The 25,828-nt window shown below is 37.0% G+C and carries 21 protein-coding genes; 6 read left to right on the forward strand and 15 right to left on the reverse strand.

Going from position 1 to position 25,828, the window contains the following annotated elements; translation table 11 throughout:
- The 6 genes from acsn021_RS13510 to acsn021_RS13540 form a co-directional block, all read right to left on the reverse strand.
- On the reverse strand, positions 1-942 hold the full coding sequence (locus acsn021_RS13510) for a carbohydrate ABC transporter permease (RefSeq protein WP_184095068.1): 942 nt from the start codon (positions 940-942) through the stop codon (positions 1-3).
- Between the two features lie 253 nt (positions 943-1,195).
- Positions 1,196-1,378, reverse strand: coding sequence for a hypothetical protein (locus tag acsn021_RS13520; RefSeq protein WP_184095070.1), 183 nt, complete (start codon positions 1,376-1,378; stop codon positions 1,196-1,198).
- A 255-nt stretch (positions 1,379-1,633) separates the two neighbouring features.
- Positions 1,634-3,040 carry an ABC transporter substrate-binding protein gene (locus acsn021_RS13525; protein ID WP_184095072.1) on the reverse strand — a complete coding sequence of 469 codons (1,407 nt, stop codon included), beginning with the start codon at positions 3,038-3,040 and terminating at the stop codon, positions 1,634-1,636.
- A 530-nt stretch (positions 3,041-3,570) separates the two neighbouring features.
- A complete protein-coding gene (locus acsn021_RS13530; protein WP_184095074.1) occupies positions 3,571-4,593 on the reverse strand; it encodes a sugar kinase in 1,023 nt (340 codons plus the stop codon).
- 50 nt (positions 4,594-4,643) lie between these two features.
- On the reverse strand, positions 4,644-6,125 hold the full coding sequence (locus acsn021_RS13535; protein WP_184095076.1) for a UxaA family hydrolase: 1,482 nt from the start codon (positions 6,123-6,125) through the stop codon (positions 4,644-4,646).
- A gap of 69 nt (positions 6,126-6,194) precedes the next feature.
- Positions 6,195-7,658 carry a tagaturonate reductase gene (locus tag acsn021_RS13540; RefSeq protein ID WP_184095078.1) on the reverse strand — a complete coding sequence of 488 codons (1,464 nt, stop codon included), beginning with the start codon at positions 7,656-7,658 and terminating at the stop codon, positions 6,195-6,197.
- A 430-nt stretch (positions 7,659-8,088) separates the two neighbouring features.
- Between acsn021_RS13540 and acsn021_RS13545 the strand changes: the two genes are divergently transcribed.
- Both acsn021_RS13545 and uxaC read left to right on the forward strand, forming a co-directional pair.
- Positions 8,089-9,096 (forward strand): LacI family DNA-binding transcriptional regulator, encoded by a 1,008-nt coding sequence (locus acsn021_RS13545; RefSeq protein WP_184095080.1) that lies wholly within the window; start codon positions 8,089-8,091, stop codon positions 9,094-9,096.
- Between the two features lie 11 nt (positions 9,097-9,107).
- On the forward strand, positions 9,108-10,508 hold the full coding sequence (gene uxaC, locus acsn021_RS13550; protein ID WP_184095082.1) for a glucuronate isomerase: 1,401 nt from the start codon (positions 9,108-9,110) through the stop codon (positions 10,506-10,508).
- Positions 10,509-10,652: 144 nt separating this feature from the next.
- Here the strand turns inward: uxaC and acsn021_RS13555 are convergent, their stop codons facing one another.
- Positions 10,653-10,841 (reverse strand): ferredoxin, encoded by a 189-nt coding sequence (locus acsn021_RS13555; protein WP_184095084.1) that lies wholly within the window; start codon positions 10,839-10,841, stop codon positions 10,653-10,655.
- A 228-nt stretch (positions 10,842-11,069) separates the two neighbouring features.
- On the opposite strand from acsn021_RS13555, the gene pyrB reads away from it, so the two are divergent.
- Both pyrB and acsn021_RS13565 read left to right on the forward strand, forming a co-directional pair.
- Positions 11,070-11,984 (forward strand): aspartate carbamoyltransferase, encoded by a 915-nt coding sequence (gene pyrB, locus acsn021_RS13560; protein ID WP_184095086.1) that lies wholly within the window; start codon positions 11,070-11,072, stop codon positions 11,982-11,984.
- Entirely contained in the window at positions 11,984-12,409 is a 426-nt protein-coding gene (locus tag acsn021_RS13565) for an aspartate carbamoyltransferase regulatory subunit (protein WP_184095088.1), read from the forward strand. The genes pyrB and acsn021_RS13565 overlap by 1 nt, the downstream gene beginning before the upstream one ends.
- 216 nt (positions 12,410-12,625) lie before the next feature.
- Here the strand turns inward: acsn021_RS13565 and acsn021_RS13570 are convergent, their stop codons facing one another.
- Together acsn021_RS13570 and acsn021_RS13575 are read right to left on the reverse strand one after the other, a co-directional pair.
- Positions 12,626-13,213 (reverse strand): superoxide dismutase, encoded by a 588-nt coding sequence (locus tag acsn021_RS13570; RefSeq protein WP_184095090.1) that lies wholly within the window; start codon positions 13,211-13,213, stop codon positions 12,626-12,628.
- Positions 13,214-13,350: 137 nt separating this feature from the next.
- Positions 13,351-15,021 carry a formate--tetrahydrofolate ligase gene (locus acsn021_RS13575; protein ID WP_184095092.1) on the reverse strand — a complete coding sequence of 557 codons (1,671 nt, stop codon included), beginning with the start codon at positions 15,019-15,021 and terminating at the stop codon, positions 13,351-13,353.
- A gap of 943 nt (positions 15,022-15,964) precedes the next feature.
- Here acsn021_RS13575 and acsn021_RS13580 point away from each other — a divergent pair.
- A complete protein-coding gene (locus acsn021_RS13580; protein ID WP_184095094.1) occupies positions 15,965-16,621 on the forward strand; it encodes an HAD family hydrolase in 657 nt (218 codons plus the stop codon).
- A gap of 14 nt (positions 16,622-16,635) precedes the next feature.
- Here the strand turns inward: acsn021_RS13580 and aspS are convergent, their stop codons facing one another.
- Positions 16,636-17,958: an aspartate--tRNA(Asn) ligase gene (gene aspS / locus acsn021_RS13585; protein WP_184095095.1), complete on the reverse strand. Its 1,323-nt coding sequence runs from the start codon at positions 17,956-17,958 to the stop codon at positions 16,636-16,638.
- An 831-nt stretch (positions 17,959-18,789) separates the two neighbouring features.
- Here aspS and acsn021_RS13590 point away from each other — a divergent pair.
- On the forward strand, positions 18,790-19,731 hold the full coding sequence (locus acsn021_RS13590; RefSeq protein ID WP_185264887.1) for a DDE-type integrase/transposase/recombinase: 942 nt from the start codon (positions 18,790-18,792) through the stop codon (positions 19,729-19,731).
- Positions 19,732-19,748: 17 nt separating this feature from the next.
- On the opposite strand, the gene acsn021_RS13595 is transcribed toward acsn021_RS13590, so the two are convergent.
- From acsn021_RS13595 to acsn021_RS13615, 5 genes are all read right to left on the reverse strand, one after another.
- Entirely contained in the window at positions 19,749-20,633 is an 885-nt protein-coding gene (locus acsn021_RS13595; protein WP_184095790.1) for an ATP-grasp domain-containing protein, read from the reverse strand.
- A gap of 22 nt (positions 20,634-20,655) precedes the next feature.
- Entirely contained in the window at positions 20,656-21,543 is an 888-nt protein-coding gene (locus acsn021_RS13600) for an ATP-grasp domain-containing protein (RefSeq protein ID WP_184095788.1), read from the reverse strand.
- Between the two features lie 102 nt (positions 21,544-21,645).
- Positions 21,646-24,522 carry an FtsK/SpoIIIE family DNA translocase gene (locus acsn021_RS13605; RefSeq protein ID WP_184095787.1) on the reverse strand — a complete coding sequence of 959 codons (2,877 nt, stop codon included), beginning with the start codon at positions 24,520-24,522 and terminating at the stop codon, positions 21,646-21,648.
- A gap of 288 nt (positions 24,523-24,810) precedes the next feature.
- Positions 24,811-25,065 (reverse strand): YlzJ-like family protein, encoded by a 255-nt coding sequence (locus tag acsn021_RS13610; RefSeq protein WP_184095785.1) that lies wholly within the window; start codon positions 25,063-25,065, stop codon positions 24,811-24,813.
- A complete protein-coding gene (locus tag acsn021_RS13615; RefSeq protein ID WP_184095783.1) occupies positions 25,065-25,781 on the reverse strand; it encodes a ClpP family protease in 717 nt (238 codons plus the stop codon). The genes acsn021_RS13610 and acsn021_RS13615 overlap by 1 nt, the downstream gene beginning before the upstream one ends.
- Positions 25,782-25,828: the final 47 nt, after the last annotated feature.

Here is a 25,828-nt window from a genome sequence, read left to right on the forward strand (position 1 = left end):
CTACCTCCCTTCATCATCCGAATAATATACCCAGTACTTCTGACTCATAAAGGATATGATGGTCAATGTCATTACAATTAAGAACAACAGCCAGGAAATCGCACTCGCTAGTCCCATCTGATAGGTTTTAAAGGCATTCTGGTATACCAGCATTGAAATTAATGTCGTAGACCCTAATGGCCCTCCGTCTGTAATAATATACGGTGCATTAAATTCCTGAAATGCCTGACAAAGCTGAGTAACTAAATTGTAAAATATAACAGGACTAATTAAAGGAATTGTTACGCTAAGAAACTGTCTGGTTTTACTAGCCCCGTCAATGGATGCTGCTTCATATAAATCCGTTGGCACACTCTTTAAAGCAGCCAAAAAAATAACCATCGGAGAGCCAAACTGCCAAACCCTTAACAGACTTACAACAAATAATGAGTACCTGGAATCTCCCAACCAGTTTGGCCCAACAACATTAAAGATACTTAATATCTGATTAATTAAACCGTTATTCTGAAATAAAAATTTCCATAGCACGGCAATAGCTACAGAACCACCAAGTATTGACGGAATATAATAAATGGTACGAAATAAATTAACTCCTTTGATTTTAAAATTTAAAATATATGCCACAAACAGAGCAAACGCCAATTTAAGCGGAACTGTCATAAATGCATACCGGAAAGTAACCTCAAAGGCTTTTCGTATTTTTGCTGTATCCAGTATCTGAGTATAATTTTTAAAACCAATAAACGATACAATATCCTTAAATAAATCATAGTCTGTAAAGCTATAGTACAAAGAGGAGCCAAAGGGATACAGTTTGAATACTAGGAATCCTATAAGCCAAGGCAATATATAGAGAAACCCTGTATTTTCTTTTAAAAAGTAACGAAAGCCACGTCTTTTTAAAACTGCATCGGATATCTGCACATCCTTATTTCTACGCATTTTTTTATCCTCCAATCTTATAATGCCGCACATTATGCCAATTACTTAACCGAACAGAAAGTATTTTTCTTGTTGTAAAACCACGAACCGGCTTCCATTTAGTATGGCATAAGCTACCATTGATGAACCGGTCGTTTTTATATATTTTTCTATATCAGCACTATCAATAAGTTGATACTTTACTCTGCTCATCCTGATGCAGTAAAATGCTTTAACTTCTGTCTTATATATTTCTTCCTAAGAAATTTAATCATTAAGCACTTCTTTGGAGATTTCGTCTAAGGCAGTCATCAGAACCATCCATTGCCCTTAACCAAAAGTTTGGTGATAAGCCTGCTATTTTATCAGTCCAAGATTGAAGCAGTGACTCATCAATTTCATGATAATAAAGCTTTTTTTCCTCTTTATAATTATATAAATACATTCTGACATTCATATACTAATTAACAATATCCACATAGTTCTTCTTAGTTATTGAACATTGTTCATCTACCATGTAAAACGACTGTACCATATATAAACCATTCAACTATATTTGACGCGGATAATCTTTTTGTGAGCTATTACTCTGTGTATAATTACAAAACAAGGGCTGCTGCAAACCACTGATATTCTGCATCCGGTTAGTCCGCAGGCTACTCTTCTTTGGATTGCAACGGCCCCCTGTCTTCATCATTTACATTTTATCAGCTTAATTAGCTGCATTTACTTCATTTACACTATCAATCAGATATTGAGCAGCAGTTGCTGAATCTGTCTGATCATAACTTAGATTTTGGAATACCTCATAATAATATCCTGTACTATCTTTTAGGGATGAATGTTCAAAGTTTGGATCCGTGTCATAGCCTTTAAATCCCATTACTAATTTGTTAGCATCATAAGTCAAACCAGATAATAATCCTTCTGAAACCAAAGTCGCTTCTGCTGCTTTATTGGATACTGTACCTCTTTCCATTCCCATAATCTTAACACCTTCTGGGTCAGAAGTCAGGAATTCAAGCAGTAACGCAGCTTCAGCAGGATGTTTTGAGTTTGCACTAACTGCAAATCCCATAGAGATTTTAGTAAAACCGCTTTTATTAGAGCCTAAGTCTGTAGGGAATTCACCCATTACAAGATTCTGTCCTTCAGATAATGCATCCTTAAACTTAGAAGCACTGCTATCCCATTCGTAGATTCCGCCGTAATGGCCATCCATCCATTTTGTATTTTTATCAAGAGAAGTAGCACCGTCTCCCGCTAAAGTTGCCAGAGAAGGAATTACATGTTTGTCTTCTAGCATATTAATCCAGTCAAGTCCTGCCTGAACTTCCTCAACTGTGTAGTTTACTTTTTTATCAACCACCCACTCTTTTCCATATGTCTGGTGCAGGTAATACATCAGCATGAGTATACGATCATATTCACCAAGTGCCAAAGGATAATAATCATCTCCTAATTTGGATTTGAATGTTTCGCCTGCTGCTATAATTTCTTCAAATGTCTTTGGAACTTCAAGCCCGGCTTTTTTGAAGGCAGATTCATTCCAGTAGAATACTCTTCCTGTCGTGCCAATCGGTACTCCCTGTAAGGAACCATTAACAGACATCAATTCTAAAAGGTCATCCGGATAATTCGTTACAGATATTATGTTATTCAATTTATTTATATCATAGAATTTATCACCATTTGGTGAAAATTGATAAATCCAGTTCCAGTTAATCTGAATTAAGTCTGCTTCTGTTTTACCAGCAAGCTGAGTTGCTATATTTTCCTGCCAGCCGGTCCAAGCACCGTATTCAGGAACAACTTTGATATTTGGATATTTTTTTGTAAAAGCATCTAGTGCTGCAATTGTTGCTTCGTGTCTGCTGTCACCACCCCACCAAGAAAATCTTAATTCAATGGGGTCTGTTAAATTTGGTTCTAAAGCTTCTGAATCTCCTCCTGCAGCTTCAGTAGGCGCTGCTGTTGCCTCTCCCTTGTTATCATCTGCTGCTTTTGTTGGTTCAGTCGTAGTGCCACCATTCTTGTTGGTTTTACCACAAGCACCTAGCATAAATACCATTACCATTACCAGCAGGATAGATAAAGATTTTTTTGTAAGCCTTTTCATATAATTTCTCCTTTTCTTTTTTTACGTTACATAGCTTTTCTGGTACGCGTTGGCTAATTCACGAAAATGTTTCGTTGTGACAATTAGCATTTTGCAACGTATTTCCCCCAATTGTTTTAGCAATTATGTAACATTCATAACTACAAACTTAGTATAACATTGACGTTTATCATTGTCAACTTGCTATTATACACATATATTTACATGCAAATTGTGCAATATGTATACTTCATCCTTTTTTAATACAAACGTTTGCATTAACAGTATGGAAAAATATACAAATTATTTTTTTACATCTTTTTCAAATTATATTCAAAATTATGCAAAAATATATCTGACACAATTGTAAGTGCTTACATGTTTTTTTCATTTTTCTTACATTTCATATATTTTTAAAGTAGTAGTTACTCTTTAAGACCTTTTTTTCGTTTGCTTAAGGTCCAGATTGTTACACAAAAAAGACACGGAACATTCTTAATATTCCGTGTCTTTTTTAAATTATACATATATATTAAAATAAAACGGTTTAATTATCTTTGAACTCTACCTGAAGCATCTCCGCCAACTAAAGTTTCAACGTCAGCACGGGATACTAAATTAAAATCTCCTGGTATTGTGTGTTTTAAAGCTGATGCAGCCACTGCAAATTCTAATGCTGCTTTCATGTCTTTACCTTCCGCTAATCCGCAAATCAAACCACCTGCGAAGGAATCACCGCCACCAACACGGTCAACAATTCTAACATTGTATTTTCTGGAATGGTAGAATTCTTTTCCGTCATAAATGCAAGCTGACCAGCCGTTATCAGATGCTGAGTAGCTTTCTCTTAAAGAGCTGATTACATATTTGAAACCAAACTTATCAATCATCTGTTTGAAGATATCCTGATATCCGGACAATTCTAACTCACCACTAGTTACGTCTGTACCACTTGGTTTAAAGCCTAATACTTTTTCTGCATCTTCTTCGTTACCAATACAAACATCAACATACTGCATCAGGTTAGACATAATGCGCTGCGCTTTTTCAGAAGACCATAATTTCTTACGGAAATTTAGGTCAACGGATACTGTAATACCCTTAGCTTTTGCAGCTTTTAAAGCAGCTTCTGTTACTTCTGCTGCAATGTCGCTAATAGCAGGTGTAATACCTGTAAAGTGGAACCAGTCAGCACCTTCAAAAATTGCATCAAAATCAAAATCAGCAACAGTTGCTTCTGCAATAGAAGAATGAGCTCTATCATAAACTACGTTAGAAGCACGCATGGAAGCACCTGTTTCTAAATAGTAGATACCAAGTCTTTCTCCGCCCTTTGCTACATAATCACAGTTTACATTGTATTTACGAAGTGCAGCAATAGCACTTTCACCGATAGGGTTATTAGGAACTTTGGATACAAAGTATGCATCATGTCCGTAGTTTGCAAGGGATACAGCTACGTTAGCCTCTCCACCACCATAATTTACATCAAAACTGTCTGATTGAATAAATTTCTGAAATCCGGGAGTGGATAATCTAAGCATAATTTCTCCCATTGTGATAATCTTTGCCATAATAAATCTCCTTTGAATTTTAAAATCTTTTGAACAATATTATTTACAAACTATAAAGTAACACCGTTCTTGAAAATAGCCATGTCATGGAAACCAGCTTCTTCCGATTTTACTTTATTACCGGATGCAATGTCAAGAACATAATCAAATAATTCCTGTGCAAGCTCATCCATAGATTTACCTTCCAGAATCTGGCCCGCATTAAAATCAATCCAATTATTCTTCTTGTTGGTTAAAGCTGAATTACTAGCTATTTTAGCTGTTGGGACCGGGGATGCAAATGGTGTTCCCCTTCCGGTTGTAAACAATACAATATGGGCCCCTGCAGCCGCTAAAGCTGTTGCGGCTACCAAATCATTTCCGGGAGCACTTAAAAGATTTAATCCTTTTATTTTTGTGGTCTCGCCATAGGCCAATACATCGGCAACCGGAGCACTGCCTGATTTCTGAGTACAGCCAAGTGATTTGTCCTCCAGAGTGGAGATTCCACCCTTTTTATTACCAGGTGAGGGATTTTCATAAATTGTTTGGTTATGTTTGGTAAAATAGTCTTTGAAATCATTAATCATTGCAACCGTTTTCTCAAAGAGTTCCTCATCCTGACAACGATTCATAAGAAGGGTTTCTGCTCCAAACATTTCCGGTACTTCTGTCAATATAGTAGTCCCACCCTTAGAAATCAATATATCAGAGAATGCACCCACTAAAGGATTTGCAGTTATTCCTGAAAATCCATCAGATCCACCGCATTTCATACCAATAACTAATTCCTCAGCACTGATGTCTTCGCGGTTAAATTCACCAGCATAGGCAATCAGCTCCTTCAGTATTTCTAAGGAAGTCTCCATTTCATCCTCAACATCCTGGCATTGAAGGAATTTCACTCTGCTTTCGTCGTAATTGCCGATATACGGTTTTAACTCTGCTATGCTGCTGTTTTCGCAACCAAGTCCAAGAACAAGTATACCTCCGGCATTGGGATGATTCACAAGGTCAGCCAGAATTTTTCTGGTATTATCCTGATCATCTCCCATTTGAGAACAGCCGTAAGGATGAGGAAACGCTATGATATCCTCCACACTTCCTGTCAAAAATGCCTGCGCTTGTTTTGCCAGACTTGTTGCAATTGCATTCACACAGCCCACGGTTGGTATAATCCATATTTCATTACGGATACCGACCTTTCCGTCTCTTCTGCGGTAACCTTTAAAGTAAGCCTTTTCTGTGCTCTTAATGTTAGTATAGGATGGATGATAGGAATAGTCAAGTATCTCTCCTAAAGTAGTTTTAATATTGTGTGTATGAATCCAGCTTCCCTCCGGTATAGCATTTACTGCAAATCCAATAGGAAAACCATATTTTACAATTTGTTCCTGCTCCGCTACCGGCTTTAAGGTAAATTTATGACCGGCAGGTATCGTTTCATTTAGAACTAGTTTCTTATCTTCTAGTTCCAGTACAGTACCTTCTTTTAGTTCCTGCAAAGCAACTGCAACATTATCCGTTTTGTTTATTTTTAAATATTCCTGCATAAAGCCTCATTTCTGCTGAGAGGGTTGCCTTGGCTTACAGCAACCTCACTTCCGCTATTAAAAGTCAGATTATTCTGATAAGTTTTCCATAACTGTACGCATACCGGACTTTTCTACCGCTTCTACGTAACCTGTAAGCAGTTCGGTCAGACCCTGGTATACAGTTAGGTCAGTTCCAAAAAATGCTTTGTTGCTTAATACTTTTGCTACTAATTCGCCTGCTGCCAGCTTGGAATTTTCTTTAAAGAACTCCAATACATGCTGGTCATCCATGATTTTGTAAGTATCTTCTCCTCTTTGGCCGATTAATACTCCCTCTTCCATTACATTACTGCGGTAGAAAGAAATAAGCGCAGCAAGTGAAAAACTTAAATGCACCGGAAGTTTTCCAAATTTATCGATATAACCAGTAAAACTTGGTAAACAACGTGACTTCCATTTAGATACTGAGTTTAGGGAAATAGATAATAATGCATGTTTAATATATGGATTTTCAAAACGTTCAATTACGGAATCAGCAAATGCTGTCAATTCTTCCTTTGGTAAGGTAAGAGTTGGAATGATTTCATCATAAATTGTTTTTGTCATGAAATCATTCACTGTTTTATCCTGCATGGACTCAAGTACGTAATCATTACCTGCAAGATAAGATGCTAATACGAAAGATGTATGGGCTCCGTTTAAGATACGAACCTTTCTTTCACGATATGGTTTCTGATTATCTGTAAAGATTACGGGAAGTCCTGCTTTATCAAGAGGAAGTTCACCGGATATATCCTTATCGCTTTCAATTACCCATAGACCAAAAATTTCACCAGTAACCAATAGGGCATCTTCATATCCTAATTCTTTAAAGATAGTTTCTGCTTCATCTTTTGGATAACCAGTTACAATTCTGTCTACTAAGGTACTGCAAAAGATACAGGCATCTTCAATCCAGCTTTCAAAATCAGCACCTAATTTCCAAAGTTTTGCATACTGGTTGACACAATTTTTAAGGGAACCGCCATTATTTTCAATAAGTTCACAAGGAATCATTACTAGCCCTTTTTCCTTATCACCATTAAAATGATTAAATCTTTCAAATAAAAACTTAGTTAATTTTCCAGGGAATGTCTTAGGAGGGTTTGCATTAAAATCATCATTCTCCTCAAATACAATACCTGCCTCTGTTGTATTAGAAACAACAAACCTTAAGTCAGGAGATTTTGCATATGCAGCGTATTTGTCATATTCTTCAATTGCTGCTACTGCATCAGATACACTGGTTACAACTCTATTAATCTGTTTGATTTCACCATTTTCTTTTCCTCTTAATGAAACTGTATATTTACAGTCCTGTTTGTGGAACACATCCAGGTTTCCAAAAGAAATAGGCTTTACAAGTGCAATATTACCATTAAATAGACCTGCCTCATTAACCACATCAATCATGTAATCTACAAATGCCCTTAAGAAATTACCTTCACCAAATTGAAGTACTTTAACTGGTCTGTCTGTACCTTGAATTAATTTGTTTGATAACGTATCCATAAAATCCTCCTAATAAATTCATTATAATATTAATCACTAACCGGAAGAAACACATTACTTACGCGGAAGTTTGATTCAGGTGTCAAAAGTCCATGTCTTGAAAATGAGGTATATTGGGTATATTCTCAGGTGATTTAGTTTTTTATGGACTTTTGACACCTGAACCAAATTTGTGACCACCTTTTTCGTTTTTCCGTTTTTGTAAGCGTTTACATTTATTTTACTAATATTTTCGTTTTGTGTCAATTGGTTTTCAATAATATTTTTATTATTTTTTCAAATAAGTCAAAATATACTTCTTAGAAAAATATTATATATAAAAGCAAAATCCTCTATTGCCTTGTAACTTACCTTATAGTATAATAGAATAAGTCTTAAATTATTAAATAATTTTTTTAAGTGTAAGTACTTACAGATTTAGGGGTGATTTATGAATATATACGATGTATCAGAAAAAGCAGGTGTTTCTATTGCCACCGTCTCCCGTGTTATTAACGGGAATCCCAACGTAAGTGAAAAAACAAAGCAGAAAGTTCTAGACGTTATGGAAGAAATTGGATACACCCCCAATGTATTTGCCAGGGGGTTAGGGTTAAATACCATGAAAACGATTGGTATAATGTGTTCTGACTCATCTGACCCATTCTTAGCTAACGCTGTGTATTACATTGAACGGGAACTTCGAAAAAATGGTTATGACTCTTTTTTATGCTGTACAGGCTATGAGTTAAAGAACAAACAGAATTATTTAAACCTTCTTTTGTCTAAGCGTGTGGATGCTGTCATCTTGGTAGGTTCCAGTTTTTTGGAGTTCAATAAAAAAGATAATGGTTATATTATCAATGCCGCAAAAGAAGTTCCGGTAATGATGATTAACGGTTATTTAAACAATCCCGGTATTTATTGCACGCTTTGTGATGATTACCAGTCTACTTACGATGCTGCGGTTCATTTTATTTCTCAGGATAAGAAAGACATTCTATATCTCTATACTTCCAAGTCCTATAGCGGTATTCAGAAAATGAACGGCTATAAAGCAGCTGTATCGGAGCATCTTGGCAAAGTTAATGAAGATTTAATCCAAATTTGTCCCGGTAATATGACCGCTTCCAAAGAACTTCTTCTGCTCTTGTCAAAAGGTGGTCTAAAATTTAGTGCAGTGATTGCTGCAGAAGATATTCTTGGTGTCGGAGCTATTAAGTATGCCAAGGAAGCAAAACTTACCATTCCGGATGAATTAAGTATAATTGGATATAATAATTCATTGCTGGCCACATGCTGTGACCCTGAGCTTACATCCATTGATAATCATGTTGAAACCCTGAGCATATCTACTGTAAGTAACTTAATGAGGGTTTTAAATGGGGAAAATGTCCCTAATAAAATAACCATCTCTAATGATTTAATTATTAGAAACACTACTGACTTTACAATTTAGGAGGATGAATCATGAAGAAATTTATGGGCAAGAACTTTTTACTTTCCACGGATACAGCTAAGACTCTGTATCATGACTACGCAGCTAAGATGCCGATTATCGATTATCATTGCCATATTAATCCAAAGGAAATTGCTGAAAACAGAACCTTCGAGAATATAACTCAAGTATGGCTTGGAGGAGATCACTACAAATGGAGACAGATGCGCTCAAACGGTGTAGATGAAAAATACATTACAGGAGATGCACCTGACAGGGAAAAATTCCAGAAATGGGCTGAGACTTTACAAAAAGCTATCGGTAATCCATTGTATCACTGGAGTCATCTGGAATTACAGCGTTATTTCGGTTACTATGGTACACTTAATGCAGATACTGCTGAAGAAGTCTGGAACCTTTGCAATGAAAAGTTAAAGACTTCTGCTTTAAGTGTTCGCAGCATTATCAAATCCTCCAATGTAGAAACCATCTGTACGACTGATGACCCTATCGATTCTTTAGAATGGCACAGTAAGATTAAAGAAGACACTTCCTTCGATGTGAAAGTTCTTCCTGCTTTCCGTCCGGACAAGGCAATGAACATAGAAAAACCTGATTATCTTGAATATTTAGATAAATTATCAGGTGTAAGCGGCATTACCATAAATAGTTTTTCATCACTTTGCCAGGCGCTTAATAACCGTATTGCTTTCTTTGATTCCAAAGATTGTAAAGTATCTGATCATGCCTTAGAATACGTTATGTATCAATCTGCTACTACTGAAGAGATTGAAGCTATCTTTGCAAAGAGAACCTCCGGTGCTTCCTTAAGCGAACAGGAATTGTTACAATTTAAAACTGCTTTCATGGTATATGTAGGCAAAAAATACCATGAGTATGGCTGGGTTATGCAGCTTCACTATGGAACAAAAAGAGATAATAACACACTTATGTTTAACAAGTTAGGTGCTGATACCGGTTATGACTGCATTAATACTTACAGCTCTTCTGCCCAGATGGCAAACTTTTTAAATGCCTTAAATACCACTGACCAACTTCCAAAGACAATCATTTATTCCTTAAATCCTAACGATAATGCTGCTATCGGTACAGTTCTTGGCTGTTTCCAGGATTCCAGTGTAGCCGGTAAGGTTCAGCAGGGTTCTGCTTGGTGGTTTAATGACCATAAGGTTGGTATGACTGACCAGATGACTTCTCTTGCCAACTTAGGACTATTAGCTAATTTTGTTGGTATGTTAACTGATTCCAGAAGCTTCTTATCTTATACAAGACATGAATATTTCAGAAGAATCCTTTGCGATTTAATTGGTAACTGGGTTGAAAACGGCGAATATCCGGATGACATAGCTTTCCTTGGTAATTTAGTACAGGATATTTCTTATAACAATACCAAGAAATACTTTAAATTTTAATTAGCTGAATATTTATATATGTATTAAAAACCTTTTTATAATCCGGATAACAGCTATACAAGTAATATCATGAAACCATTCATAAGTACATGATGTACAAGCGCAGGCGGCTGTTATCCGGTATTCTTTTTCATTCTAAAAGAACTAGTCTAAATCTATTGCACTAGTTGGACAGCTATCTCTTGCATTTTCAGCATCCGAAAGCTGTTCCTCAGGAATATCTCCCTCAATCGCATGGGCATAACCATCCTCTCCCATACTATAAACCTCCGGACATAGATTGGTACACAATTCGCAGGATATGCAAAGCTCTGGATCTACATTTGATTTCACGTCTGTTCCTCCTTTTTATACACTTTCCTATATTTTGATGCTCTTATCGCATCATCACAAGCTCACTCTGTCATGAACTTCTAGTTTACTCCTTTATTATTCGTTGAATTGGATATTCTATACATATATTCCAAAAAATTTTATATTTCGTAATTTATAGTTGTATTCCAACCGTGCCTATAGTATAATATGCAGTTGAATAATAACATGGTGTTTATGGAGGTGCTTATGAAACATCTGATTAGTCCGTTGGACTTAACAGTTTCTGAATTGAAGGAAATCCTTGATTTAGCTGGTGAAATCATTCAAAATCCGAAAAAATATGCTACTGTGTGTCAGGGCAAAAAATTAGCGACTTTATTTTATGAACCAAGTACAAGAACCAGATTAAGTTTTGAAGCTGCTATGCTGAATTTAGGCGGCAGTATTTTAGGTTTTTCTTCTGCTGATTCATCTTCTGCATCAAAAGGCGAAAGCGTTGCCGATACCATTCGTGTCATTTCCAGTTACGCTGATATATGTGCTATGCGTCATCCAAAAGAAGGTGCTCCCTTAGTTGCTTCTTCTTATTCTTCCATTCCTGTAATCAATGCCGGTGACGGCGGTCACAATCATCCTACACAAACATTAACTGATTTATTAACCATTCAGACCTTAAAAGGCAAATTAAATAATCTGACTATTGGTTTTTGCGGAGATTTAAAATTTGGCCGAACTGTTCATTCCTTAATTAACGCATTAGTACGTTATGAAAACATGAATTTTATGTTGATATCTCCGGAAGAATTAAAGATACCTGCTTATTTAAGAGAAGAAGTGTTGGACGCAAATAAGATTCCATATCAGGAAGTAAAGCTACTGGAACAAGTTATGCCAAGTCTTGATTTACTTTATATGACAAGAGTTCAAAGAGAACGCTTCTTTAACGAAGAAGATTATATCCGCTTAAAGGATTCCTTCATACTGGATGCCAAGAAAATGGAATTTGCCAAAGAGGACATGCTGGTACTCCACCCTCTGCCCCGTGTAAATGAAATCGCAACTGAGGTGGACTCCGACCCAAGAGCTGTGTATTTTAAACAAGCAGAGTATGGTGTATACGTTAGAATGGCATTGATTATGAAATTGCTGGAGGTGGCTTAATGTTAAACATAGGCGGATTAAATCAAGGTATTGTCATTGACCATATTGAGGCTGGCGGAGCTATGAATATCTATTCTTATCTGAACCTTGAAAAATTAGATTGTAGTGTTGCTATTATTAAGAATGCCAAAAGTAACAAAATGGGTAAAAAAGACATTATAAAAATAGAAGGAACTTTGGATATTGAATTAGATATCCTTGGAGTTCTAGATAGAAATATTACTGTCAATATAATTGATGACGGCATGATTAAAGAAAAAAGGAACCTGAAACTTCCTGAAAAAGTAACTAATATTATAAAATGTAAAAATCCAAGATGCATAACTTCAATTGAACGGGATTTGCCCCATAGCTTTCGTCTGACTGACCGAGAAAAGGGTGTTTATCGCTGTATTTATTGCGAGCAGGCCTTTAAGCGAATTTAAATTACAGCTGAATACTGAATAATATAACGAATTTCTCATATTACAATTTTTTCATATTACAAACCTACTTAACATACTCCATGACTTATGACAAATCAGTAAGAAATATTTATCTCTTACGACAGAAAATTTAAAGAAATGGCATATCTCTTTGAATAACCAACCTTTCTCACCTATACCATACAGTCATGGAGTTTTTTATTATATCCTCATTTTCTATTGCAAAATCTGCATTCTATCCTTTACAACCTGCCAGTCTATATTATCCATAAAACGCTCTATGTACTCCACCTTATTGTCAGCGTATTGTAGAAAATAAGCGTGCTCATACATATCAAGCACCAACAAGGGTATGGACATGGCTATATTCCCATAATCATGTGCATCCAGACTAATGTTACGAAACCGGTCTGAGCGGGGGTCATAACAAAGTACCACCCAACCTCGACTTGCTTTTGCTGTGGCGACAAAATGCTCCTGCCATTCTTCAAAACTTCCATAATCCTTGGACAGAAGCTGTCTGATATCTGCGTCCGGCGTGTTATTGGGCGACCCAATATTTTCAAAATAAAATTCATGAAGAATCACACCGTCAAGTGCATAGGTTTCTCCCCTCTTGATTCCTCTGAATTTGCTGTAGGTTGCATTAGCCTCCTTAAGTCCGGGATTATTCATAAGCAAAGCATCAATTTCATTCATTTTATTAATATAGCCCTCATATAATCTCATATGTACATCGAATTGCTCTCGGTTAATAACCGTAACATCATCTGTATATTCAAAGTCTAACTTTTCAAACTGCATAAAAAACCTCCAACCTTTAAACTATACTTAAGTATACGCAAGAGTTGGAGATTTACTACAAGGTTTCACTTCTTATATCCCATAAGTGTAAATTCAGTTAATATAAATTTACACTTCCTCTATAATTTCAATACATGTTAAAATAATCCGGTTATAATTCCCTTCTCATTCACATCAATATTTTCAGCAGCCGGTATTTTAGGAAGCCCAGGCATAGTCGTTACCGTGCCGGTTATGGCTACTATAAATCCTGCACCCGCAGACAAGTAAACTTCGCGGATATGAATAGAAAAGCCCTCCGGCCTGCCAAGTTTTGTTGCATCATCCGATAAAGAGTACTGATTCTTAGCCATACAGATAGGAAGCTTACCATACCCTAATTCTTCAATTTGTGAAATTGCCTTATTGGCAACAGAATCATACGTAACCCCTATTGCTCCATATATTTTACCTGCTATTGTTTCTATCTTTTCTTTAACCGTCAGATTCAAATCATACAAAGGTTTAAAATGACTTTCTTTACTGTCAAGAACATCTATTACTTTTTCTGCAAGCGTAATTCCACCTTTACCGCCCTTCTCCCATACCTCAGATAATGCGAATTCACAACCTCTTTTTTCACAAAACTTTTTAACAAAAGCAAGTTCCAACTCTGTATCAGAAGTAAATCGGTTTAATGTAACCACTACCGGCACGCCATATTTTTGAAGATTTTCAATATGTTTCTCCAGGTTTACAATGCCTTTCTCTAGCGCTTCTAGATTTTCAGCTCCTAGTTCTTTTTTGTCAACTCCACCGTTATACTTCAATGCTCTTACAGTCGCAACTAACACCACTGCATCTGGTGAGAGTCCTGCACTTTGGCATTTAATATCAAAAAACTTCTCCGCTCCTAAATCTGCACCAAAACCTGCCTCTGTTACTACAATGTCCGCTAGTTTTAAAGCTGTCTTAGTAGCACGCACACTATTGCAGCCGTGGGCTATATTGGCAAAGGGACCACCATGTACGAGGGCAGGTGTATTTTCTAAGGTTTGCACCAGATTAGGTTTAATAGCATCCTTAAGGAGTGCAGACATAGCACCCACAGCATTCAAATCTTTTGCGGAAACCGGTTTACCGTCATACGTATAAGCAACAATAATTTCACCCAGGCGCTTCTTTAAATCCTGCATATCACAAGCTAAGCAAAAGATAGCCATAATCTCAGAAGCCACCGTGATAACAAAATGATCTTCTCTTACCACACCATCTACCTTACGACCTAAACCTATCACTACATTCCTTAAAACCCTGTCATTTATATCCATACAACGTTTCCAGACTATCTGACCGGGGTCAATCTCTAAGGTATTTCCCTGCTGAATATGATTATCAAGCATTGCAGCCAGTAAGTTATTAGCAGAGGTAATAGCGTGAAAATCTCCTGTAAAATGCAAATTTAAATCTTCCATTGGCACTACCTGGGCGTTACCACCACCTGCCGCACCACCTTTTATACCAAAACACGGTCCAAGAGAAGGCTCCCTTAAGGCAATCACCGCTTTTTTATCTAGTAAACCTAAAGCTTGTCCAAGTCCTACAGTTGTTGTAGTCTTTCCTTCTCCTGCAGGTGTAGGATTAATAGCTGTAACCAATACAAGCTTACCATCTGGATTAGACTTTACTTTTTCCCATAATGCATCGGAGAACTTCGCTTTGTATTTTCCGTAGTATTCCAAATCCTCTTCTTCTATATTTAATTTGGCAGCAATATCACGTATATGCTGCATCTTCGCCTCCTGAGCTATTTGAATATCGGTCTTCATAGGTGTAGCCTCCTGATAATTTATTATACGCACTATTTTGCCACCGGTGTTTCATAAACCAATGTACATAAACATGCTAGTTCTTAATTAATGTCGTCAAATACATTATAGCAAATTCCATGATTTTGAAAAGCTATAAATTCATAATAATTTAAGATAAGTAATATTAATAAATATACTTTGACCTATCAATTCCATAGAGTTATAATGTATCCAAATAGGGTTTTGTACATGCACTCCTGTTTTTGCATAACAATCATCTGTGTGACCTAGTGCGATTTTCATACTAGAGTTGCCCGCATGTATGAATCAGTAGATTGAAAAACAGTTTGTAGTTTTTCAACTTAACTCCCATAGTGTGCTTTGTACACATGAAAATCAGGATGTTGAAAAACGGGTTTGTGGTTTTTCAACTTAACTCCCATTGTGTGCTTTGTACACATGAAAATCAGGATGTTGAAAAACGGGTTTGTGGTTTTTCAACTTAACTCCCATTGTGTGCTTTGTACACATGAAAATCAGGATGTTGAAAAACGGGTTTGTGGTTTTTCAACTTAACTCCCATTGTGTGCTTTGTACACATGAAAATCAGGATGTTGAAAAACGGGTTTGTGGTTTTTCAACTTAACTCCCATTGTGTGCTTTGTACACATGAAAATCAGGATGTTGAAAAACGGGTTTGTGGTTTTTCAACTTAACTCCCATTGTGTGCTTTGTACACATGAAAATCAGGATGTTGAAAAACGGGTTTGTGGTTTTTCAACTTAACTCCCATTGTGTGCTTTGTACACATGAAAATCAGGATGTTGAAAAACGGGTTTGTGGTTTTTCAACTTAACTCCCATTGTGTGCTTTGTACACATGAAAATCAGGATGTTGAAAAACGGGTTTGTGGTTTTTCAACTTTATACAATTAACTAACAGAGAAAGCAGGGATTACTTAATGTTTCATACTATAATTTTTGATATGGATGGTACAATCCTTAATACGCTTGAGGATCTGGCAGATAGTGTGAATTACGCTTTGCTACAATGCGGATTTCCAAAAAGAACTCTTGATGAAGTAAGGTGCTTTGTTGGAAACGGTGTGCAGGTTTTAATAGACCGAGCTGTACCCGCCGGGACAAATGAAAAGGAGAAAGAGACTTGCCTCAGCATATATAGAGAGTACTATAATCAGAACATGCAAAATAAGACCCGCCCTTACAATGGCATACTTGAACTGTTAAAACAGTTAAAATCTTACAATTATAAACTGGCTATTGTTTCTAACAAATATGATTCTGCTGTGAAATCCTTATGCAAGGAGTATTACAGTGATTTTATCCAGGTAGCTATCGGAGAATCTGATTTAGTTGGCAAAAAACCGGCACCGGATGGTGTATTAGCGGCTCTAAAAGAGCTTAACAGTTCCAAAGAACATGCACTTTATATAGGGGACTCTGAAGTGGATATTCAGACAGCGCATAATGCCGGACTGAAATGCGTAGGTGTTACCTGGGGATTCCGTACCCGCGAGCTGCTTTTAGCCGAAGGTGCGGATATTATAGTCGATACCCCCAGGGAATTATTGGATTTTCTGCTTACCCAGAATACCTAATAAAATTACCATACTTATGGTTCTAACCGACTAATATCTCTTGGGAAAAGCGTTGTCTCCCTGACATTACTTCTTCCCAAGAGACACATGGTCAGCCTTTCTAAGCCCATTCCAAGACCACCATGCGGCGGTATACCGTATTTATGAATCATCAAATAACTTTCAAAAAGCTCTGGATTCATCTTTCGTTTTAACAACTTATCAACCTGCTCTGAGTAATCATGTATACGCTGTCCACCTGTGGTAATTTCTAATCCTCTGCATAAAAGGTCAAAACTTAAAGTATATTGTTGGTTTTCTTTATCCTCCATTGCATAAAAAGGACGTTTTGAGGTTGGATAATGTGTAACAAAAACAAATTCCGAATGATACTGTTTTTTTATCAGTTCACACAAAAGTCTTTCTTCTTCCGGTTCAAAATCTTCATAGTCCTTAATTTCTCTTTGGTAAGCTTTATGAATCATCTCTTTAGCCTCTGCAAATGTTACGCAAGGAATTTCTTCTACCTTTGGAAGAACTATTTCCAGGAGATTTAATTCATTCTTATAATTTCTCTCTAAGGAAGCCATAATCTCTTGTAATAATTTCGTTTCCATCTCCATAATTTCCTTAAAGTCTTTTATATATCCCATCTCTAAGTCAATACTGGTATACTCATTTAGATGCCTTGAGGTATCATGCTTTTCTGCTCTATACACAGCCCCGATTTCATACACCCTGTCATATACACCCACCATCATCTGTTTATAAAACTGAGGACTTTGGGCAAGATAAGCTTCTCTTCCAAAATAGTCCAGTCTGAAAATATTTGCTCCGCCTTCTGCTCCGGCATACACAATCTTGGGACTGTGTATTTCTGTGAAAGCCTGACTCATTAAAAATCCTCTAACTGCCGCACATATACCCTCTTGCAGCTTAAAAACAGCTCTTTCTTTCTCATTCCTGAGGGTAATCGGGCGATAATCCAATATTGTCTCTAAGGAAGCCGCCAGTTTCTTGTTATTAATAACTACAGGCATTTCTTCCGCCGGTTTTGATAATATAGCCACTTCTTTTATGCGAATCTCAAATCCTAATTTAGAACGGTTATCCTCTGAAACCTCTCCCTTTAGTTCCACACAATAATTTTCCTTTATATTCTCCAAATCAAACGCTGCGTAATCACTGCTATAAATGCATTGAATTAAACTTCTTCCTGTTCTTAAGACTATAAAAGCAAAGCTGCTCATACGCCTTATTTTATACACCGATCCACATACTACTATAGCTTCTCCAATCTGATATTTTAAATCCTCTTCGTTTAAAAGAGGGGTTACTTCACCTTTAATTGCTGCCATATTAATTCCTCCGTTTCTTTCAACATACGAATACTTTAATTAACTTTATTCATAGACCATTTTTCCTACAGGGCTTTGATAACTTACAAGTTATCACTTACAACATAATCTATATGCTGCATGGTATCACAACCTTTCAAATGTTAGAAATAACGACAAAAAACCACATTGGTATTTTATCTAACATACCAATGTGGTTCTCTATTCATGCTAACTCCCGCTACTAGTACAAACCAAGGTGTGAAATCGCCTTACATTTCATAGTAACCTACATGTCTAAAACTTTTTCATAAACCTAACTCTAACTTGAACATGCACGCAAACAACTATGCCATTTTTCAATGCCTGAAAACTTTAGGATTCTTGAATTAAAGTTTATACATAATAACGGGATGTGTAATACACTCCTACCTTTAACAGCAATTTTTATGAAGTTATCATATTTAGTGCTCAAAAATAGTAACTCGCTTTTTACACCTTTATTTGAATGAATAACCAACATAGGTACAAGCCATACAGCGCTTATACCTATGGAACTCCACAGCTATAAGCGCATACTATCATCGTCCCTGTTAAGTTGGTTATTCAGCCATTGATTCATAATTTACACCCATTGAGTATCACAAGAATGCCTGTGATACTCCCTTTTGATTTTCACATTTTATCATTTGCTTTTTAGTTTGTCAATATTATTTTAATTATTTCTGCAACTCCTCTTGTAGGATTACAATACATGTGTTACAAATAAAAGAAAAATAAAATACGGAACCGTCTCTTTTGTGTTATATTTTAGTCACCACAACAAAAACATTAACAAAGGAGCGTTTCCGCATGGCTAGTATAACACAGGATATGAGATATCGTCTATCATTAATTAAATATGCTGAGAAATTTGGTGTAACCAAGGCTGCTATCAAGTACAAAACCAACCGGCAATACATTTACCGCTGGAAACGCCGCTTTGATGGCTCTATCGAGTCTTTACGAGAGCTATCCCGTAGACCTCATTCACACCCAAACCAACATTCTGAAGCTGAAATAAAACTTATTCATGATATGCGGCGACGTAATCCACACGAAGGCCTTGTTGTTTTCTGGGTGAAACTTATGCAACGTGGATATAAAAGATCTATCCCTGGTTTATACCGCTTTCTTAGAAAAGGAAAACTAATGGCTATCAAGCCAGCTAACCCTAAATATATTCCAAAACCTTATGAGCAGATGAAGTACCCCGGACAGCGCGTTCAAGTCGACGTAAAGCACGTTCCGGCGGCTTGTATTGTCGGTGATGCAAAAGGCCAGAAATTCTATCAATATACTGCAATTGATGAGTACTCCAGATTTCGTTTTGTAGAAGCTTTTAATGAATCCAGTACCTATACTTCTACTCAATTCCTGGAACATCTAGTTAATGCCTTTCCTATGCCTATTGAGTGTATTCAAACAGATAATGGATTTGAATTTACAAAAAGATTTGGTAGCCACAAGCTAGATCCTTCCCTGTTTGAAAAGAAGTTACAATCCTTAGGGATAAGACATAAACTAATCCGTCCATTTACACCAAGGCATAATGGGAAAGTGGAGCGTAGCCATCGCAAGGACAATGAACGTTTTTATGCTACACATAGTTTCTTTTCTTTTGATGACTTTTCAAAACAGCTAAATATATATAACCGAAGGGATTATAACAACTTTCCGATGAGACCTCTAGGCTGGAAATCTCCTAGAACTACTCTCATTAATTTCTTGAAGTATGGTGTAACATATGTTTGACAAACCAACAATTTTAATTATTTCTGCAACTCCTCTATAATGAATTGAAGGTAAAGACGTACCAGGTTAATATCGGTGCACTGATACAACATTCTGGCACCAACAACATCTTCGATTTCATTAAATAACAGCTCCCCATCATCGCCGATTATAAAATCAATACCAACAAGTCCAAAGTCAAATGATGCAATAATCCTTTGAATCTGCATCTCCTCTTGCTTAGATAAGAAATAAGTACATACCTCACCACCCAAGGAAAAGTTAGATTTAAAGCCTTCTTTTGCAGTTCTTAGAATAGCAGCTATAATCTGTTTACCGATAACATAAACTCTCAAGTCTTGATTTTTTGTTCCCGTTAAGGGCTGTACCACTACTGAAGCCCCTTCCATCGTGTTAACAATCCTTTTCACGGCCGCTTCATATTCCTCTGCTGATACCCGCTTTTTGTCTGGCAAAAGCATGACCTGGCTGCCACCATGACCATCTACTGCTTTTACCACTTTCTTGCTTTCAGATGCCCATAAATGATTTACTAAATCCTTGTCACTTACAAAAGCAGAATCTACCATAGGTATATCAAGTTTTGCTACATATTGATATGTTTTCGCTTTATCGTTACAGACCTCAGCAACACAGGAATTATTGAAAACCGGTATACCCATATATTCTAAATGTCTGCTCAATAGAGGATATATCGTTCGACAAATAGCAAAATCAGGAAGCAGCAATTCTTTCTGGCGATACTTCATATACCAGCTGCCGGTACGTATTCCAAACTCAATGTCCTCTACATACAATAGTTCAATGGTAATTCCCCTTGTCTTACCTTCTTCTAAGTAAAAATTAATATAGCCTTTATTTTTTACTGCATCCTGTCTTCTATAAATTAACCATGCTCTCATGTTTTAAGTCCCTTTATTGTCTTTAACCAATACATATTCTTTTCACGATATACTCCAAGATACTATCTGCCACATTAATTCCTGTACAGTCATAGATGTTTTTAAAATGAGCATTGGAATTAACTTCACATACAACCGGCTCCTGATCTTCTCCAAAAAGTATGTCCACCCCTCCAAAGTCCAAACCAAGAATTTTACAGCATTGTATGGCAAGTTCTACCTGCTTCTGAGTGGGCTCATAGGCTTTCATTTTCCCTCCGTTGGCTACATTCGCACGAAAATCCCCAGTGTCAGAGTAACGGTACATGGCTGCTACAACTTTACCGCCAACAATCTGTAATCTTACATCCCTGCCACTGCTGGTTTTAATAAATTCCTGAAAAAGCATCGGTTTGGCTCCGATACCCGTTACTATTGCAACTAATTCCTCCTGATTCCTTGCCATATAGACCTGCTGTCCAAAGGAACCAAAACATTCCTTTACTATCATCGGATAAGATAGTTTCTGTTCTGCCTCAGCCAAAAAATTCAGATTGGTATATCCGATGTTTGAGAAGGTCATCGGTGCAATCAGTGTCCGGGGCATAAAAATCCCTGCCCCCTGAAGGCACAAATGAGTTAACGACTTATCATCACAAGCCTCTATGGCTTTGGATGAGTTGAATACTGGATATCCCGTCATCTCAAGATACTTAGCCAATCTGACATCTTTATCCCAGAACAATACAAAATCTATACTTTCTTCTCTTGCCTTTTTTGCAGCATTAGAATCCAGCAAAGCTAAAACTTCTATATTGGTTTTGGCAGTCAGTTCAATTCCCAGCTTCTTAGCTGACTCAATTAGCCATAAATGAATTTCTGTAAATTTTGTGGTATGTAAAAAGCCATTGGTAATTAACCAGCCTTTCATAAAAACACCATTCCTTTTTGTTTGTCATTGTCCATATAATTAACAAGTTATCCCTTAAATATAAACAGAACGTATTACCGTATTGCGTTCTTATCCCTAAGTTTACACATACTCATCTACATATTGTTCAAATTCTTCCATTGACATTAAAATCTTTCTGGGTTTGGTACCTTCCTCAGGTCCTACGACTCCTGCCTCTGCAAGCTGATCCATAATTCTCGCAGCACGATTAAAGCCTATTTTATATACCCTTTGAAGCATACCAATAGATGCTTTGTCTTTTTCAATAATAAACTTACCAGCTTCTATAAAATAATCATCGCGGTCATTAACACCACCGCTGCTGTTTCCACCGTCACCAGCTTGTACGTTTGAAATCTTGTTAGCAACCTCTTCATTATATTCTGCACCATTATTTTGAGCAGTTAGGAAATCAACTACTGCGCCAACTTCCTTGTCGGAAATAAAAGCTCCCTGAACACGTACCGGTTTAGGATACCCGGACGGGAAAAATAACATATCTCCCTTACCTAAGAGTTTCTCGGCGCCGGAACCGTCAATGATGGTTCTAGAATCAATCGCTGAGGATACAGAAAATGCTATTCTGGATGGTATATTTGCTTTAATCAAACCCGTAATAACATTAACGGAAGGCCGCTGAGTCGCAATAATCAGATGAAGTCCTGCTGCCCTTGCCATTTGTGCCAGACGGCAGATTGCATCCTCTACCTCGCCCGGTGCTACCATCATAAGGTCAGCAAGCTCGTCTACTATAATTACAATCTGGGGAAGCTTTTGATATCTCTCGTCTTGATATTCTGCCACAGTTGCAATTTTTTCATTATAACTTTTTACATCCCTGACACCTAAGTCTGCAAATTTTTTATAGCGTTCCGTCATCTCCATGACCGCCCAGTTCAATGCCGCAGACGCCTTCTTAGGGTCGGTTACTACAGGAATTAATAAATGTGGAATTCCATTATAAACACTTAACTCTACTACCTTAGGATCCACCATTATCATACGCACATCGGAAGGCTTGGCTTTATACAATATACTCATAATCAATGTATTGATACAGACGGATTTACCGGAGCCTGTAGCACCTGCAATCAGTAAATGAGGCATTTTGCCTATATCTGTAACCACTGTTTGTCCACCAATATCCTTACCAACCGCAAAGGCTATGTCTGACGGATGCTTTAAGAATTCTTTGCTTTCAATCAACTCTCGAAACATAACAGCAGAGTTTTCTTTGTTGGGAACCTCAATGCCTACTGCTGCTTTACCTGGAATAGGTGCTTCGATTCTAACATCCGCAGCTGCAAGATTTAATTTTATATCATCAGCAAGTCCTGTTATTTTACTTACTTTAACGCCTTGCTCCGGCTGTAGTTCATATCTTGTCACCGCAGGACCACAACTCACATTCGTAATAGTTACCCTTACACCAAAGCTCTCTAACGTCTTTTGCAATTTCACAGCCGTTTCTTTTAAGTCCCGGTCTGACATAGATTTTGCATCACCTTTTGGTTTTCCCAGCAAATCTACAGGAGGAAATATATATTCTTTTGGCACGTCTGACTCTTTCATTGCCATATCTATATTAGTGACAACCTTCTCCTTGTTTTCTGCTTTTACAGAGAGTTTATCTGTTCCATTCCCCTCCGAAGCAGTTGTTTCCTCCACTGTATCAAACACTGTTAATGCTTCATCTGCTTCTAGATTATCATCAACATTTGTCTCACTCATCTTAGCGTCAGAATCCTCGAACAAGTAATCCACGTCTACCGTCGGAATAAAAATATCTTCTGGCAGCACCTGCTCGTCTTGTGTCTTAAAACCTTCTTGTGTTCCATTCCCTTCACTTACGTTCTCTAACGCTTCCACTTCTGTATCCTGTCCCGCTGCTCTTAAAAGTCTTTTAATATCATCATCAATTCTTTCTCTGATTTCTGAAGACTCTGCCTTCTCTGAATCTGATGATTTGTTACCAAATTTCTGTTTCAGTACTTCTTCATAGGATTTAACCTTTTCATCCCCTTCACTTACGCCATCTCGTTGAATTGGTATATTCGGTAATTGTCCAGATGTAATTTCCTGCATATCAAAATAATCAACAGACGATGCATCCATTTGCAAATCCGAAACATCTTTTCCTTTTTTCTTTTTTCTGGCTTGAAAAAATCCTCCTTCTACTGTGTTTTCTTTACTATTTTCAGAGTCTTTCTTTGCATCATTGCCTTTCTTCAATTCAACAGTTCTAGCTTTACGTTTCTTTAATGAAGCTTCATTATCTACATCGGAGTAATCCTCTTCTTCATCGTATTCCTCTTCTCTTTGAAGCCTTCGCTCGCGCATCTGTTGTATTGATGCTTCACTTTTCGCACCCAGATAGCGGAACAGTGCTTTTCCTGTTAAAAACATAATACATATAACCATCAGAGCTAGTAGTATTATATAAGTACCGACCGTTCCAAACAGTGGATGCAATAATTTACACAATAAGCCACCAATAATTCCACCACCATTTTTTTGTTTTGCCGAATTAAGAAACAATTCCGGCACCGTAGTATCATTCTGAAATCCCAATGTAATCATTTGAATAAAAGCAGATAAAGCAATACCTAACACTCCTCCGCTAACAAGCTTATGTAAAGCAACCCGGCTGCCTCTGTTCGCCACATAAAAGGCAACAGCAAAAAATAAGAAGAAAGGCAGTAAATACGCAATTAATCCAAATAGACCAAAGGTAATGTTATTGATCACCTCTCCCACTTTACCACTTAAATTAAAGTTACTCAAAATAAGTAAAAGAGAGACAACCAAGGTTATAATTAATATAATCTCATCCCGGTAAATCTCCCTGTTGGGATTCTCTTCTGTTCTTTTATGTACATTCCCGCTGCCAGGTTTCCTTCCCCTTGTGCTGGTCCTTTTCTTTTGATTCGATTTATTCTTGTTTTGTCCCGCAGCCACTCCCAATCCTCCTTAAGCTACAACTATCTATCCAGCAGACAGTGTATCTGCCATACAAGCGCAGATTTCTGTCCGCTGAAAATAGTTTCTGTCTATCTTAATAATCCGGCAAAACAGCCAGTCTATCATAAAATCAATACATATTATACCCTCAATTTAGGATGGATGCAAGGAAAAATATTGTTATTTCTCGAAAAAATGTTCGATTTTTGATTATTTACTTACTTAACACTCATACATCTAGTAACCCTCATGTTGATACTACCCAAATAGAACATGAAACTGTACTTATTTACAATCGATACTTTTACCTGGAAAATAATTCTTATCTAGATAATCCGCCATGTCTGTTGAAAGGATACCATCCACTATATAACCTTCACCTTCTCTTCTTGCATAAATATGTCCATGTCTCAATGCAATTCTTTTGTATTCTACATCAGTAGACATTTCCCCGCTATCATTATCTAATCTTCTACCTCTTATAACACTTTCAGTTCTGCAACTGTAAATTCTTTCTAACGGTACAATCGTATAAAGCATTATTCCTCTCCTGTCCTACCTGTCATAGTGTAAAGTTTAGATAAAGCATCCCTAATACCACCAACTTCATCTATAATACCCTCTTGCACAGTTTCCGGCCCAACCAGTATGGAGCCCACATCTTTTGCTAGTTGTTTGGTGTTATGCATTAATTTCTTTAATTCTTCTTTATCAATTTTAGAATGATGAGATACAAAGTTTAGGATTCGTTCTTGTATTTTTTCAAAATAATCATAAGTCTGTGAAACCCCTATTACTGTACCATTCATACGAACCGGATGAATCGTCATTGTTGCAGTTGGAACGATAAAACTATAATCCGCAGAAACTGCCAAAGGGACACCAATTGAATGACTGCCGCCCAGCACCAATGACACTGTGGGCTTACTTAAGGAAGCAATCATTTCTGCAATAGCTAAGCCCGCTTCTACATCTCCGCCTACTGTATTAATGAGTATTAAAAGCCCGTCAATATCTGAACTATCCTCAATTGCTGCAAGCTGCGGGAGTACATGTTCATATTTTGTCGTTTTATTATGTTGAGGGAGACACTCATGCCCTTCAATTTCTCCTATGATTGAGAGTAAATGTATTTTTGATTTTCTATCTTCGTTAACCAGTGTGGTTTGACCATATTCACGTATTTTGCCATCATCCAGCTCTTCTTTTTCCTTCTGCTCTTTTTCTTTTTCAATTTTAGTTGAATTATTCCTCATAATAGACTCCGCTGCATACTGCTTATCAAGCAGTATTGCCACAAATC

This window comes from Anaerocolumna cellulosilytica (genome assembly GCF_014218335.1).
GTDB classification, from domain to species: Bacteria; Bacillota; Clostridia; order Lachnospirales; family Lachnospiraceae; genus Anaerocolumna; species Anaerocolumna cellulosilytica.